General features: G+C 53.6%; 14 protein-coding genes. 6 read left to right on the forward strand and 8 right to left on the reverse strand.

Going from position 1 to position 14,270, the window contains the following annotated elements; genetic code table 11:
• Nucleotides 1-9: 9 nt before the first annotated feature.
• From menD to pmrD, 6 genes are all read left to right on the forward strand, one after another.
• The gene (gene menD / locus OGX99_RS16005; RefSeq protein WP_286544194.1) at nt 10-1,680 is read left to right on the forward strand and encodes a 2-succinyl-5-enolpyruvyl-6-hydroxy-3-cyclohexene-1-carboxylic-acid synthase; all 1,671 of its coding nucleotides are present in this window, start codon (nt 10-12) and stop codon (nt 1,678-1,680) included.
• Nucleotides 1,677-2,435, forward strand: coding sequence for a 2-succinyl-6-hydroxy-2,4-cyclohexadiene-1-carboxylate synthase (gene menH / locus OGX99_RS16010; RefSeq protein ID WP_286544196.1), 759 nt, complete (start codon nt 1,677-1,679; stop codon nt 2,433-2,435). The genes menD and menH overlap by 4 nt, the downstream gene beginning before the upstream one ends.
• Before the next feature lie 14 nt (nt 2,436-2,449).
• Entirely contained in the window at nt 2,450-3,307 is an 858-nt protein-coding gene (gene menB / locus OGX99_RS16015) for a 1,4-dihydroxy-2-naphthoyl-CoA synthase (protein WP_003027671.1), read from the forward strand.
• Complete coding sequence (gene menC, locus OGX99_RS16020) at nt 3,307-4,269, forward strand: o-succinylbenzoate synthase (protein WP_151224758.1); 963 nt, start codon at nt 3,307-3,309, stop codon at nt 4,267-4,269. Before menB ends, menC begins: the two co-directional genes overlap by 1 nt.
• Nucleotides 4,266-5,690: an o-succinylbenzoate--CoA ligase gene (gene menE, locus OGX99_RS16025; RefSeq protein ID WP_187258670.1), complete on the forward strand. Its 1,425-nt coding sequence runs from the start codon at nt 4,266-4,268 to the stop codon at nt 5,688-5,690. Before menC ends, menE begins: the two co-directional genes overlap by 4 nt.
• Before the next feature lie 95 nt (nt 5,691-5,785).
• Nucleotides 5,786-6,049, forward strand: coding sequence for a signal transduction protein PmrD (pmrD, locus tag OGX99_RS16030; protein WP_151219915.1), 264 nt, complete (start codon nt 5,786-5,788; stop codon nt 6,047-6,049).
• On the opposite strand, the gene arnF is transcribed toward pmrD, so the two are convergent.
• From arnF to nudI, 8 genes are all read right to left on the reverse strand, one after another.
• Entirely contained in the window at nt 6,050-6,436 is a 387-nt protein-coding gene (gene arnF, locus OGX99_RS16035; RefSeq protein ID WP_151219914.1) for a 4-amino-4-deoxy-L-arabinose-phosphoundecaprenol flippase subunit ArnF, read from the reverse strand. It abuts the gene before it with no gap.
• Nucleotides 6,436-6,771, reverse strand: coding sequence for a 4-amino-4-deoxy-L-arabinose-phosphoundecaprenol flippase subunit ArnE (gene arnE, locus OGX99_RS16040; RefSeq protein WP_151219913.1), 336 nt, complete (start codon nt 6,769-6,771; stop codon nt 6,436-6,438). The genes arnF and arnE overlap by 1 nt, the downstream gene beginning before the upstream one ends.
• Nucleotides 6,768-8,426, reverse strand: coding sequence for a lipid IV(A) 4-amino-4-deoxy-L-arabinosyltransferase (gene arnT / locus OGX99_RS16045; protein WP_187253455.1), 1,659 nt, complete (start codon nt 8,424-8,426; stop codon nt 6,768-6,770). The genes arnE and arnT overlap by 4 nt, the downstream gene beginning before the upstream one ends.
• Entirely contained in the window at nt 8,423-9,325 is a 903-nt protein-coding gene (gene arnD / locus OGX99_RS16050; RefSeq protein WP_151224757.1) for a 4-deoxy-4-formamido-L-arabinose-phosphoundecaprenol deformylase, read from the reverse strand. The genes arnT and arnD overlap by 4 nt, the downstream gene beginning before the upstream one ends.
• Complete coding sequence (gene arnA / locus OGX99_RS16055) at nt 9,322-11,304, reverse strand: bifunctional UDP-4-amino-4-deoxy-L-arabinose formyltransferase/UDP-glucuronic acid oxidase ArnA (RefSeq protein ID WP_286544204.1); 1,983 nt, start codon at nt 11,302-11,304, stop codon at nt 9,322-9,324. The genes arnD and arnA overlap by 4 nt, the downstream gene beginning before the upstream one ends.
• Nucleotides 11,301-12,284 carry an undecaprenyl-phosphate 4-deoxy-4-formamido-L-arabinose transferase gene (arnC, locus tag OGX99_RS16060; RefSeq protein ID WP_187253452.1) on the reverse strand — a complete coding sequence of 328 codons (984 nt, stop codon included), beginning with the start codon at nt 12,282-12,284 and terminating at the stop codon, nt 11,301-11,303. The genes arnA and arnC overlap by 4 nt, the downstream gene beginning before the upstream one ends.
• Before the next feature lie 2 nt (nt 12,285-12,286).
• Nucleotides 12,287-13,426, reverse strand: coding sequence for a UDP-4-amino-4-deoxy-L-arabinose aminotransferase (arnB, locus tag OGX99_RS16065; protein ID WP_151219967.1), 1,140 nt, complete (start codon nt 13,424-13,426; stop codon nt 12,287-12,289).
• Nucleotides 13,427-13,710: 284 nt separating this feature from the next.
• On the reverse strand, nt 13,711-14,136 hold the full coding sequence (gene nudI, locus OGX99_RS16070; protein WP_151219909.1) for a nucleoside triphosphatase NudI: 426 nt from the start codon (nt 14,134-14,136) through the stop codon (nt 13,711-13,713).
• Nucleotides 14,137-14,270: the final 134 nt, after the last annotated feature.

Raw genomic sequence — 14,270 nt, forward strand, 5'->3', positions numbered from 1 at the left:
GACAATCTCATGTCAGTAAGCGCATTTAACCGACGCTGGGCGGCGGTCATTCTTGAAGCACTCACTCGCCACGGCGTCAGGCATGTCTGTATTGCCCCTGGCTCTCGTTCTACACCGCTGACGCTGGCGGCCGCGGAAAACTCCGCTTTTATCCACCATACTCATTTTGATGAGCGTGGTCTTGGGCATCTGGCCTTAGGTCTGGCAAAAGTCAGCCGACAGCCTGTCGCCGTGATTGTGACGTCCGGTACGGCGGTAGCGAATTTGTATCCCGCGTTGATTGAAGCGGGCCTGACTGGTGAAAAACTGATTTTACTCACGGCTGACCGACCTCCTGAACTTATCGACTGTGGCGCTAACCAGGCAATCCGTCAGACCGGTATGTTTGCTTCGCATCCGTCGCAGACGCTCTCTTTACCGCGCCCGACTCAAGATATTCCGGCAAGCTGGCTGGTATCCACCATTGATAACGCTTTAGCTGCGCTGCACAGCGGGGCGGTGCATATCAATTGCCCGTTTGCGGAGCCGCTGTATGGCGACATGGACGAAACGGGGATCGCCTGGCAGCAGCGCCTTGGCGACTGGTGGCAGGATGATAAGCCCTGGCTGCGTGAAGCGCGTCGGCTGGAGAGCGACAAACAGCGTGACTGGTTTTTCTGGCGGCAAAAACGCGGCGTCGTGATTGCGGGACGCATGAGCGCGGAAGAAGGTAAGAAAGTCGCGCAATGGGCGCAGATGCTAGGCTGGCCGTTGATTGGCGATGTTCTGTCGCAAACCGGACAGCCGTTACCGTGTGCCGATTTGTGGCTCGGGAATGCGAGAGCGGTGGCAGAATTACAGCAGGCGCAGATTGTGGTGCAGCTTGGTAGCAGCCTGACCGGAAAACGACTCCTGCAATGGCAGGCCAGCTGTGATCCGCAGGAATACTGGATTATTGATAATATCGAAGGCCGTCTCGATCCGGCTCACCATCGTGGGCGCAGGCTGGTCGCGAAGGTTGGTGACTGGCTGGAACTGCATCCGGCGGAGAAACGCCAGCCCTGGTGCGTGGAGATCCCTCGCCTGGCGCAACTGGCCTGGCAGGCGGTAGAGGCCCGTCGTGACGCGTTTGGTGAAGCGCAATTGGCCCATCGTATTCGCGACTATTTGCCGGAACAGGGGCAGCTGTTCGTGGGCAACAGCCTGGTGGTGCGCCTGATTGATGCGCTGTCGCAGCTTCCGGCTGGTTACCCGGTCTATAGCAATCGTGGCGCGAGCGGCATTGACGGCCTGCTGTCAACTGCAGCCGGTGTACAGCGCGCCAGCGCGAAATCGACGCTGGCTATCGTCGGCGATTTATCTGCTTTGTATGACCTCAATGCGCTGGCGTTATTGCGTCAGGTTTCCGCGCCGTTTGTCCTGATCGTGGTCAATAATAACGGCGGACAAATTTTTTCCCTGCTGCCGACGCCAGCAAACGAACGCGAACGGTTTTATCTGATGCCGCAGAACGTGCATTTTGAGCATGCTGCCGCCATGTTTGACCTTAAATACCAGCGTCCGGAAAACTGGGAGCAACTGGAGAGTGCGTTGACTGACGCCTGGCGTACTCCGGCGGCAACGGTGATTGAGCTGGTGGTAAACGAAACTGACGGGGCGCAAACCTTGCAGCAACTGCTGGCGCAGGTAAGCCATCTATGATCCTGCACGCGCAGGCGAACGAGGGCCAGACGGGATCTCCCTGGCTGGTTTTCCTGCACGGTTTTTCGGGTGATTGTCGGGAATGGCAGACGGTTGGCGAAGCATTTGGAAATTATTCGCGGCTGTATATCGACCTGCCGGGACATGGTGGGTCCGCTGACATCAGCGTAAGCGGATTTGATGACGTCAGTGAACTGCTGCGTAATACTTTATTTAGTTACAACATACTTAACTACTGGCTGGTGGGATACTCTCTTGGTGGCAGGGTCGCGATGATGACGGCCTGTCAGGCGTTGTCCGGACTGTGTGGTCTGGTAGTTGAAGGTGGGCATCCAGGGCTGCAAAGCGAAGATGAACGCGCCCAGCGTCGTCTCTCAGATAGCCGCTGGGCTGCGCGTTTTCGCACGGAGCCGCTGTGCGAGGTGTTTAATGACTGGTATCAACAGCCGGTTTTTTCCTCGCTGAATGTCGTGCAAAGAGAGGCGCTGGTCGAACTGCGTAGCCAGAATAACGGGCAAACACTGGCGGCAATGCTGGAGGCCACCTCGCTTGCAGTACAACCTGATTTACGTGCGCAACTCACTACGCGCACATTTCCGTTTTATTATTTATGTGGTGAACGTGACGATAAATTCCGCGCTCTGGTGACGGAAATGTCAGTACCAAACCATGTGATTCGTAATGCCGGGCACAACGCCCATCGGGACAATCCCGCTGGCGTGGTGGACTGTCTGGCTCAGATTCTGCGTCGCTGACTATAGGACATTTTATGATCTATCCTGATGAAACAATGCTTTACGCACCGGTAGAATGGCACGATTGCTCTGAAGGCTACACCGACATTCTCTACGAGAAATCCACCGACGGTATCGCAAAAATCACCATTAATCGTCCACAGGTACGTAATGCCTTCCGTCCTGTCACCGTGAAAGAGATGATCCAGGCGCTGGCGGATGCCCGCTATGATGACAACATCGGCGTGATTATTCTGACCGGTGCGGGCGATAAAGCGTTCTGCGCTGGCGGCGATCAGAAAGTACGTGGCGATTATGGTGGATACCAGGATGACTCCGGGGTGCATCACCTGAACGTGCTGGACTTCCAGCGCCAGATTCGTACCTGTCCGAAACCGGTCGTGGCGATGGTTGCAGGTTTTTCCATCGGCGGCGGCCATGTGCTGCACATGATGTGCGACCTGACCATTGCCGCTGAAAACGCAATCTTTGGTCAGACCGGACCGAAAGTCGGTTCATTCGACGGCGGTTGGGGCGCTTCCTACATGGCGCGCATCGTCGGTCAGAAAAAAGCACGTGAAATCTGGTTCCTGTGCCGTCAGTACGATGCAAAACAAGCGCTGGATATGGGCCTGGTAAACACTGTCGTTCCGCTGGCGGATCTGGAAAAAGAGACTGTACGCTGGTGTCGCGAGATGCTGCAAAACAGCCCAATGGCGCTGCGCTGCCTGAAAGCTGCGCTGAACGCCGACTGCGATGGTCAGGCGGGTCTGCAGGAGTTGGCGGGTAACGCCACGATGCTGTTCTACATGACGGAAGAAGGTCAGGAAGGCCGCAATGCCTTTAACCAGAAACGTCAGCCTGATTTCAGCAAATTCAAACGGAATCCGTAATGCGTAGCGCGCAGGTATACCGCTGGCAGATCCCCATGGACGCGGGGGTGATTCTGCGCGACAGGCGGTTAAAAACGCGTGACGGGCTGTACGTTTGTCTTCGTGACGGCGAGCGCGAAGGGTGGGGAGAGATCTCCCCACTGCCGGGCTTCAGTCAGGAAAGCTGGGCAGAGGCGCAAACTGAGCTGCTGGCCTGGGTCAACGGTTGGCTACAGGGCAATGCTTCCTTGCCGCAACTGCCTTCGGTCGCCTTTGGCGCAAGCTGTGCGCTGGCCGAACTGGCAGGTACTCTGCCGGAGGCGGCGGACTACCGTGCTGCGCCGCTGTGTACGGGCGATCCTGACGATCTGGTCCTGCAACTGGCGGATATGCCGGGTGAGAAAGTGGCAAAGATCAAGGTCGGACTGTATGAAGCTGTTCGCGACGGCATGGTTGCCAACCTGCTGCTTGAGGCGATTCCGGAGCTGCATTTGCGTCTTGACGCCAACCGCGCCTGGACGCCGTTAAAAGCTCAGCAGTTTGCGAAATATGTCAATCCTGAGTATCGCGGGCGCATTGCCTTCCTCGAAGAGCCATGTAAAACCCGCGACGACTCCCGTGCTTTCGCGCGAGAAACCGGCATTGCTATCGCCTGGGATGAAAGTCTGCGTGAAGCGGATTTCACCTTCGAAGCCGAAGAGGGCGTTAAGGCTGTGGTTATCAAACCTACGCTGACGGGCAGTCTCGATAAAGTGCGCGAACAGGTTGCAGCGGCGCATGCACTTGGTCTCACCGCGGTTATTAGTTCGTCGATCGAGTCGAGTCTCGGCTTAACCCAACTGGCGAGAATTGCCGCCTGGCTGACACCGCAGACCATTCCGGGTCTGGATACCCTGAGTCTGATGCAATGCCAGCAGGTACGCACCTGGCCGGGCAGCGCGTTGCCGTGTATCAACGTTGATGCGCTGGAACGCCTGCTATGACCCAGTGGGAAATGCCCGATAGCGTAAGCATATCGGGCCTGTTACACCCCGGAAACTGGCCTTGGCGCCACTGGCGACAGATTCGTGCGCATATGCCAGCCCTACGACTCAATGATGAAGTATTAAGCTGGGACGACCTCTGTACACGTGTCGACCATCTGGCCTGCGGCTTTGCCGCTCAGGGCGTGGAAGAGGGCGATGGTGTTCTGCTTCGCGCCTGGAATCATCCGCGAGCATTGTTGACCTGGCTGGCACTGTTGCAGTGTGGGGCGCGGGTTTTACCTGTGAACCCACAGTTGCCTCAGCCGCTGCTTGATGCGCTGGTCCCCGAGTTAACGCTGCGTTTTGCGCTGGATCTGGAGTCCACTCACGCACTTCCGGGACTCAATCCGTTGCAAATGCAGGTATTGCCGGGCAAGCATGCCGCCGCGTGGTTACCCGAACGTTTGAGCACGATGACGTTAACCTCAGGTTCTACCGGATTGCCAAAAGCGGCAGTTCATACCTGTCAGGCACATCTGGCGAGCGCTCAGGGTGTGCTGTCATTAATGCCGTTTGGCGCTGAAGATGACTGGCTGCTCTCGCTGCCGCTGTTTCATGTTTCCGGCCAGGGTATTTTGTGGCGCTGGTTGTTTGCCGGGGCACGAATGACCGTGCGCGACAAGCAGCCGCTTGAGCAAATGCTGGCTGGATGTACCCACGCTTCACTGGTTCCCACACAGCTGTGGCGCTTGCTGGTCAACAACACGCCGGTATCGCTTAAAGCTGTACTATTAGGTGGCGCGGCAATTCCTGTGGAATTGACCGAACAAGCGCGCAAACAGGGGATTCGTTGCTGGTGCGGTTACGGCCTGACGGAGTTTGCTTCTACGGTCTGTGCGAAAGAAGCGGATGGCCGGGCGGATGTGGGCTCTGCTTTACCGGGGCGGGAAGTCAGGATCGTTAACGACGAAGTCTGGTTGCGAGCCGCCAGCATGGCGCAAGGTTACTGGCGTAATGGGCAGCTTATTCCATTAGTGAACGCGGAAGGCTGGTTTGCCACCCGCGATCGCGGTGTGTTAATGGACGGCAAGTTAACGATTGTCGGTCGTATGGACAATCTGTTCTTTAGCGGTGGGGAAGGCATCCAGCCGGAAGAAGTGGAACGCGTGATTGCAGGGCATCCGCATGTTCTGCAAGCTTTTATTGTGCCGATAGAAGATAAAGAGTTTGGGCATCGTCCGGTAGCAGTCGTTGAATATGACGCCAGCGCAGGTGATACCAATCTGGCTGAGTGGGTTAAAGATAAGTTGGCCCGCTTTCAACAACCGGTGTGCTGGCTGACATTACCACCCGAACTCAAAGCCGGAGGGATTAAAATCTCCCGTCGCGCACTGTCGGATTGGGTAGGTGCTTCGTCGTTAACATTAAGAAAACATTAATTACATTTCTCATTTTTGCCATTCCGTCGCTATTGTCGTTTTGTTTATCAGCTAAAGTGTAACCTGATGTGAAATTTATTAACAAAAGGTGCGTTATGGAATGGCATGTGAAGAAGTCTTGCTGTCTCAAAAAAGCAAGGAGGCTTTATATCGTACTTTGCGATAGCGGCGGTTCGCTGAAGATGCTGGCCGAGGCGCAATCTACCGAGTCGCTTAAGCCCGGAGACCTCCTTTCACCCCTGAAAGATGCCCAATATTGTATTAATCGCGATAAGGCCCGAATGATTAAAATCATTGATGCCAGACAGTATATTTGTGACGAATGGGAACGCCTGTTACGACAGTCCGAAGATAAATAATTAGGGCTGACACTTGCGTGAAGGCAGAAAAATCGTCATTAGCCCTGCCATGATGCATAGCACTCCAGCGAGCGCCTTTACTGAAAATGATCCCTGCCAGCCGGGCAGGATCATGGATGCAACCCACACTAACACATAGCTCAGGCTGAGCAGGGCATAGGCCTTGCTGAGCGCAAGCTGGTGCAGGGCTTTATGCCAGCAAATAACCGATAGTAAATAGCCTGCCAGCCCGGCATACAGGGAAAACGCGCCGATGCTAAGAGAAAATACGGCAGAGATGAATGCCAGCGGTTGCAGCATTGGCGGCAGATTATCCATCGCAAAGCCGAGGCTCAACTGGGCGACTGAAGTGATAATCACGCTACATAATCCCCAAAATAGGCCCATTACACCGCACTCCCAAGAATAAAGATGCCGGTGATGATTAGCCCAACCCCCAGCCAGTGGCGTGTAGTGACGGGTTCGCGCCAGATTTTCCATGCGGCCAGTGTCACCCATACAAAGTTAAGACTTAGCATGGGATAGGCGATACCGACAGGAATATTCTGCAGTACCGCCAGCCACAGCAGCATGGCCAGACCGAGGCTTGCCAGAGCGAGCCCTATCCATTGCGTAACATGGCGTTTCCGCACACGAACGGAGACGGGGCGGGTCGCCTGCTTCTGGCATAACTGACCGCAGACGCTGAGCAGACTGGCGAGAACTAAGGCTATCCAGATCATTTAGGCCGATACTGAATCAGAACCAAACGCCCCTGATTATCAATGTAGTCAGCGGGAGGGATGGCAAATTGATTAATATCTTCATCCTTATCAATTGTGAGCACGAGCGTAATATTTCCTTGCTGACGATGTTGCGCTAACCAGTCGGCAAAGTCTTCCCGACTGACAAAGCGCCCCTGCGCATCCGGGTAGTTGAGGCCATATTTTAACTCGCCCGTTTGGCTGTACATCATGATGTCGTCACGCTTCAGGCTCCAGGCCAGCCCTGCGGCAACACCAACGTTGTCGGCGAGAATGTAACGGCTCGACTCCAGCGACTCTTTGGTCATCTCGACAAAAAACTGCGGCTGTTTAGACTCCATCACCCGGTCAGGGACTGAGAAGCCAAACAGCAGCGCGAGTCCCAGCGGGCACAGCGCGGCAAATTTCCAGTTCTTCTCGCTGTTATTTAGCGTATACCAGCCGAACAGTGCCCAGGTGATAAAAATGCCCCACGCGCAAAACACCTTATACGTTTCGATATACGACCAGACCGGCGTCTTTAACGGACCCAATGTGGACACAATAAATGTGGCAACAATACCGATCACACCGAACAGCACGTTGATCCAACTATTCACGCGCAGCGCGGCTGAGCCTTTTTCCGCGGCCTGCAGGCCGAAACGCGCCGTTAATATCGCCAGCGGCGCGAAGCAGGAAAGAATATAGGTCGGAAGTTTTCCTTTGGCGATGCTGAAAAACAGGATTGGCATAATAATCCAGCTTAACAGGTACAGTGCGCTGCGCGGAACATCCCGCTCACGCCAGCCCGTACGCAGCGCGCCGGGGAGCAGTCCGAGCCATGGTAGTGCACCAACCACAAATACCGGAATGTAGTACCAGATGGGGGCCTTGTGTTGGGCATCATCCTGCGCGAAGCGTTGAATATGTTCAACCCAGAAGAAGTAATGCCAGAAATCCGGCTCACGCTGGGCAATCGCTATTCCCCAGGGCAGCACAATCATGACGCAGCCGACCACTGCCAGCAGACCGTAGATAATGAGGTCTTTCCAACGCTTTTGCATGAAAACCCACGGCAGTACGCTGAGCACAGGAACAGCTAGCGCCAGGAAGCCCTTGGTCATCACGCCCATGCCGCAGGTTAACCCTAGCAACAAAAAGGCGATAATTTTGCGCGTTCGGGTGGTGGCCTGCATCCCCTCCCAAAAGCAGCACATGCCAGCCATTAGCCAGAGAGCAATGATGGGATCAAGTACCGCGTAGGTGCCGATGCTGTAAACCGAGAAAAACGTTAAAAAGATTACTGAAGAGAGTACGGCGGTCCGCTTATCCTGCCATAACCGCATGGCAAGCCAGGCAACCAGTAGTGCCGTCAGCAGGGTGGCAAAAATGGCCCCCGCTCTGACGCCAAAATTATTGGTGCCAAACACCCATTGCCCGATGCTGTTTAACCAGTATCCGGCAATGGGTTTTTCGAAGTAACGGAGTCCTAAAAAGTGCGGCACGATCCAGTCGCCGGACGTCAGCATTTCCCGGCTGATTTCGGCATAGCGCGTTTCATCAGGTTGCCAGAGCAGGCGGCTGTTAATGGGGAGAATGAAATACAGCGCAATAAACGCGATAAAGGCCAGAGTGTAGCGGGCAGCAGGTTTCATTGTGTTGCACTCACCGATTGTTGGCAGCCGAGCCATCCCTCTCTGCCGGGTATTTTTCCACGTACGATCTGCCCTGTTGGCAGCGAACTGACATCGTCAGGTAACAGATCGCCGAGCGGGCAAAATGTAATCCCCATGTCGGCGGCTCGAGTCAGCAGCTCGTCAAAATTCTGATGAAAAGCGATGCCTTCAACTTCCGCATGAATGGTATACACCGGAGTTCCTCTGCTCATCTGGATGTGGGAGAGAATATAAGCGTTGAAGTCCACCGCCTGGACCTCCTGACCAACCACTTCATCCCATGTTGGTAACGTGACGGGAATTTGTGGTGTACCTGCTTTCCCTGAGGCCAGTACAGGACGAAATAACGACGTTCCCCGACAGTCGCTGTTATAGCGCAGATGGAATGTTTCTTTTGCGTCGACGACGCGGTTGTCGGCACGCCATCCGGCAACGGCAGAACAGGTAACAGGTTGTCCGATGATGGTTTCAAGAGCGGTGATGCCTCGTGAAATATCATCAATCAGCTGTTTATCATTCCAGGTTCCGCTACGCGCCTGCCAGGTATGATGATCCCAGGCATGCAAACCGGTTTCATGAATCAGGGCGGTTTGCGCGATGATTGCCGCATTGGCCTGGCCGATCTCTTTTCCCGGCCACGCGGTTCCCGCGAGCAATATATCCCAGCCGTAGAGTGATGCTGCGTTTGAGCGCAGCATCTTCCACAGAAATTTCGGCTTCACAAGACGCCAGAGATGGCGTCCCATGTTGTCCGGTCCAACGCTAAAGAAAAAACTTGCCCGAATGTTATGTCGGTTCAATGTCTCCAACAGGCGGGGCACGCCTTCGCGCGTCCCCCTGAACGTATCGACATCAATGCGCAAGCCTACTTTGGTCATGATGTGTGTTCCGTGATATCCACACTGCGTAAGAAGAAGTCCAGCGTCTCTTCTACTGTTTCCTGCATCTCAATGGTGGGCTCCCAGTTCAGGCAGCGTTTTGCATTACGAATGTTGGGCTTACGATGCTCAACGTCCTGATAACCTTTACCATAGTAGCTGCTGCTTTCGACGTTACGGAAACCGGCAAACGGCGGGAAGTGGTTGCGTAATGGATGTTTTTCAAAACAGGTAAGCAGCATTTCTGCCAATTCCTGAATACTGGCTTCGTTCTCCGGGTTACCGATGTTGATAATTTCGCCGTCACAGCGTCCGTCTTCGTTTTCAATGATGCGGTACAGAGCTTCAATACCATCGCGAATATCAGTAAAGCAGCGTTTTTGCTTGCCGCCTTCAATCAGCTTAATCGGTGAACCTTCCACCAGATTGAGAATAAGTTGGGTAATGGCGCGTGAGCTGCCGATACGTGCGGCGTTAAGGCTGTCCAGACGCGGCCCCATCCAGTTAAATGGACGGAACAGGGTGAAGCGCAGTCCCTCTTTTTCGCCGTATGCCCAGATTACGCGGTCCAGCAACTGCTTGGAAACGGAGTAGATCCAGCGTGGTTTATTCACCGGGCCGACGATCAGATTCGAGCTGTCCTCATCGAAGACTTTGTCGGTACACATGCCGTAGACTTCAGATGTTGACGGGAAAATGATGCGCTTACGGTATTTCACACAGTAGCGAATGATTTTCAGGTTCTCTTCAAAATCGAGCTCAAACACGCGCAGCGGGTTGCGGGTATATTCGATTGGTGTGGCGATTGCTACCAGCGGTAGTACGACGTCGCATTTTTTCACATGATATTCAATCCATTCGGAGTGAATGCTGATGTCACCCTCGACGAAGTGGAATCGCGGGTGCTGCAGAAAACGACTAATGGCGTCGCTGCCAATGTCGAGTCCATACACTTCGTAATTGTCTTCTTGTAACAGGCGTTCAGTCAGATGGTTACCAATGAAGCCATTGACGCCAAGGATCAGCACGCGAGTACGGCGTTTAGTGGTGGTAACTGACTGGCTGTTCAGGCGGGAACCCGGCACCAGACCCAGAACCTGCGCCAGCTGTGATCCCTGCATGGCAATACCATCGCCAGCTTGTCCGGTGATAATTTCCAGTGCGCCATCGACACAGGCGATCAGCAAAGGCGAAATGGAGATGACGGTTCCTGGTTGGGCAGCGAGGTCATTTGTGCAAACGCGTGACGACCAAACGGTGAATTTTTGCGTACCAACATAGCTAAACGCGCCCGGCCAAGGATCGCTGACGGCGCGTACCTGGTTATGCAACTCTGCAGCTGGCTTGTTCCAGTCGAGGAAGCTATCTTCTGGCGCACGGCGACCAAAACAGGTCGCTTCTTCTTCCAGTTGGGGACGTTCTGCATAATCTCCCGTTTTAATTGCGGGTAGTGTTTGTTCCAGTAACTGACGCGCAGCCTGGCATAATTTATGGTGCAGCGTTAATGCCACATCATCCGGCGAAATAGCAACCCGTTGCTGGGCGATAATGGCACCTGCATCCGCACGTTTGACCATCCGATGAAGCGTGACGCCGGTTTCGGTTTCGCCATTGACCAATACCCAGTTCAGCGGCGCGCGACCGCGATATTTCGGTAGCAGCGAGCCGTGCAGATTAAATGCACCCTTAGGGGCAAGGCTGAGGATCTCGTCACTCAGCAAATGACGATAGTAGAACGAGAAAATAACATCCGGTGCCAGTTGGCTGATGCGCTCAATCCATAAGGGATGGTTGACCTCGTCCGGGGCGTAAACCGGAATACCAGCGCTGGCGGCGAGGCGGGAAACAGATCCAAAAAACGCTTTTTCACCTGGGTTATCGGTGTGCGTAAAAATTGCAGCGATTTCATAACCTGCATCCAACAAGGCCTGGACACCCTGACATCCCATATCGTGATAGGCAAATACGACGGCTTTCATGCGTGGTTTTCCTCGGTTGACTGCGTGGTTTGTGGGCGTATAACGTGTTGAACAAAATAGCGGGGGCGGGCACGGACATCGTTATAGATGCGACCTATATATTCCCCGAGTAAACCCATGCCAATAAACTGCGCGCCGATAAAGGTAAACAGAACGGCAAACAGCATGAATACCCCTTCTGCGGCCCACTGCGGACCGAGCGTCAGGCGCAGAACAACAAGCAGAACGGATATGGTAAAGCCCGTGGCTGCAATTACGCTGCCCAACAGGCTCAACATACGAAGCGGCGTTGTGGTCAGACAGGTCACCAGGTCATACATCAGGTTGATCAGACGCATGAAGCTGTATTTGGAGTCACCAAATTCACGTTCTGCATGGTGTACCGGGATTTCCGTAGCGCGACGGGCAAAAATATTGGCCAGAATCGGGATAAAAGTGCTGCGCTCCTGGCAATGCAGCATGGCATCGACGATGTGACGGCGATAGGCGCGTAACATACAACCGTAGTCACCCATCGCTTTACCGGTGGTGCGCTGAATCAGATGGTTGATCATGCGTGAGGCGGTCTTACGAAATACGCTGTCCTGACGATTCTGACGTACCGTTCCTACCACATCGAACCCCTCATCTGCGGTGGCGACCAGCCGTGGGATCTCCTCCGGCGGGTTCTGTAAATCGGCATCCAGTGTGATGATCAAGTCGCCAGTGACATGGCTGAAACCGGCCATAATCGCCGAGTGTTGCCCGTAATTGCGATTCAGCAAAATAGAAACAATATGGCTGTTTGGTGCCTGGGAGGCGTTCATCATCAACTGAGCGGAATTGTCACTGCTGCCGTCATCGATCAGCAGGATTTCATAGTCCTTGCCCAACTTTTCGCAGGCGGCGCTGGTACGTCTGATTAGTTCAGGCAGGCTTTCCTGTTCATTAAAAACGGGAATGACCACCGAGACTTTTTTGATCGGTGCTGCTTCAAACATATTTATTGTCCTGCAATCTCGCGAAGTGCCGTTATGACCCGCTGGGTGTCAGCGGCGGTCATATCGGGGAATAACGGCAGCGAGCAGATGCGTGCGCTATTCCATTCTGTATTTGGGAGCGAAAGGGTAGTGAAGCGTTCGCGATAGTATTTTTGCGTGTGGGCTGCACGAAAATGCAGACCAGTGCCGATATCTTTAGCCTTCAGTGCTTCCATCAGAGCATCTCTGCTCAGGCCACAGCGCGCTTCGTCAACGCGAATGATGAACAGATGCCAGGCATGAACATGCGACCACTGAGGCAGGCTCAGCGGTTGAAATGGCGTATCGGCTAGCGCCTGTTGATATTCATGGGCAATTTGCGCCCGCCGCGAGTTCAGCTGTTGTAGTTTATTCAGCTGTACCAGCGCGATGGCAGCATTGATATCGGTAAGGTTGTATTTGTAGCCTGGCGCAAGCACTTCGGCCTGCGGCGCCCGGCCATAGGTTTGTCGATCGTAAGCATCAACGCCCAGACCGTGAAACTTCAGACTGCGAAGCCGCTGAGCAAGCTGACTATCGTCAGTAACAATCAGCCCACCTTCTGCGCAGGTGATATTTTTGATGGCGTGAAATGAGAAGATTGCCGTGCCGCGCGCGCCGACATGGCGGCCTTTATACTGCGTTCCTACGGCATGGGCTGCATCTTCTATGACCGGAATACCATACCGCTCGCCAATCGCATAAATCGCGTCAAGGTCGGCTGGAGCGCCAGCGTAATGTACCGGAATAATGGCCTTGGTGCGTGGCGTGATAGCGGCTTCAATTTGCTCTGGTGTGACCATCAGCGTATCGCGGTCGACATCGATCATCACGGGGGTCGCACCCAGCAGGACAATCATGTTGAGGGTAGAAACCCACGTCATTGACGGCGTAATGACCTCATCGCCTGCACCTATGTTCAGCGCCATTAGCGTGATATGCATACCTGCCGTGGCGGAACAGACAGCGACGGCGTGTTGATTTCCTGTCAACTGGCAGAAGGCTTCTTCCAGCTGTTGATTCTTCGGGCCAGTGGTTATCCATCCAGAGTCCAGCACTGCTTTCACGGCTGCAAGCTCTTCAGCACCCATTGCCGGGCGAGAGAAAGGCAAAAAGTCAGGCATCATTATTCCTTCAAGCCATTTAACGCTACCGAAGTTTTATTTTTAGGACTAAACAGGGGCGTCGTTAATTATTTAATCAGGCTACAAAGGTTAATGGCCAAAGGTTAATTTATCCTTAAGAGTTTAAGGTTTGGGATGTCAAGATAAAGACTAGAGGGAGGTGATTTATTTGTTTGAATATAAAATATTTTTATACAACGTGGCGGCATTGGCTTCTGTGCTGAATGCTGAAAACAATACCGCTATTGTGAACATTGTTTATATTACGTTTAAACTCGTTAGACTTACAGTAGTCCTTTCAAGGTTAACGTTTTTCGCGTGGCGATATTTAAGTCGTAGGTACCAAGATCTTCCGCTTTAACCCACGCGAAATCTTGAAACTCTTCGTTAATGTTCACTTCACGATTAGCTGCCACGCAATCGAAGATGAGATAAATCATATAAATCTCTTCCCGACTGCCATCGGCATAGGTTTTGGTGCGAATATCATCGCTGAAGGTCCACGGAGTAATTTCTGATAATACCAGTTGTTCACCCAGCTCCTCCCTCACTTCCCGACGCAAAGCCTCTTCGATGCGCTCACCCGGCTCAACGCCACCACCAGAAAGCGCCCACTGACCGGGAAACACGCCGCGGTCATCTGCCATTTTACACAGTAAATAGCAGCCATCGTTTTGAATTAAGGGGCAAACAATTGTTCTTTGGCGCATAGGTCAAGTCCTTCCAGGGGATTGATAATTCCATCATTCACCTATCTTACCTTTTGCTGGCTGGAGAAAAAACGCTTCATCGACGATTAAGTCCGTGTGACCGGGGAAAAATTGATAGTTGTTGAAAATGGCAT

It is taken from the genome of Citrobacter sp. Cu096 (genome assembly GCF_030332285.1).
GTDB classification, from domain to species: Bacteria; Pseudomonadota; Gammaproteobacteria; order Enterobacterales; family Enterobacteriaceae; genus Citrobacter; species Citrobacter meridianamericanus.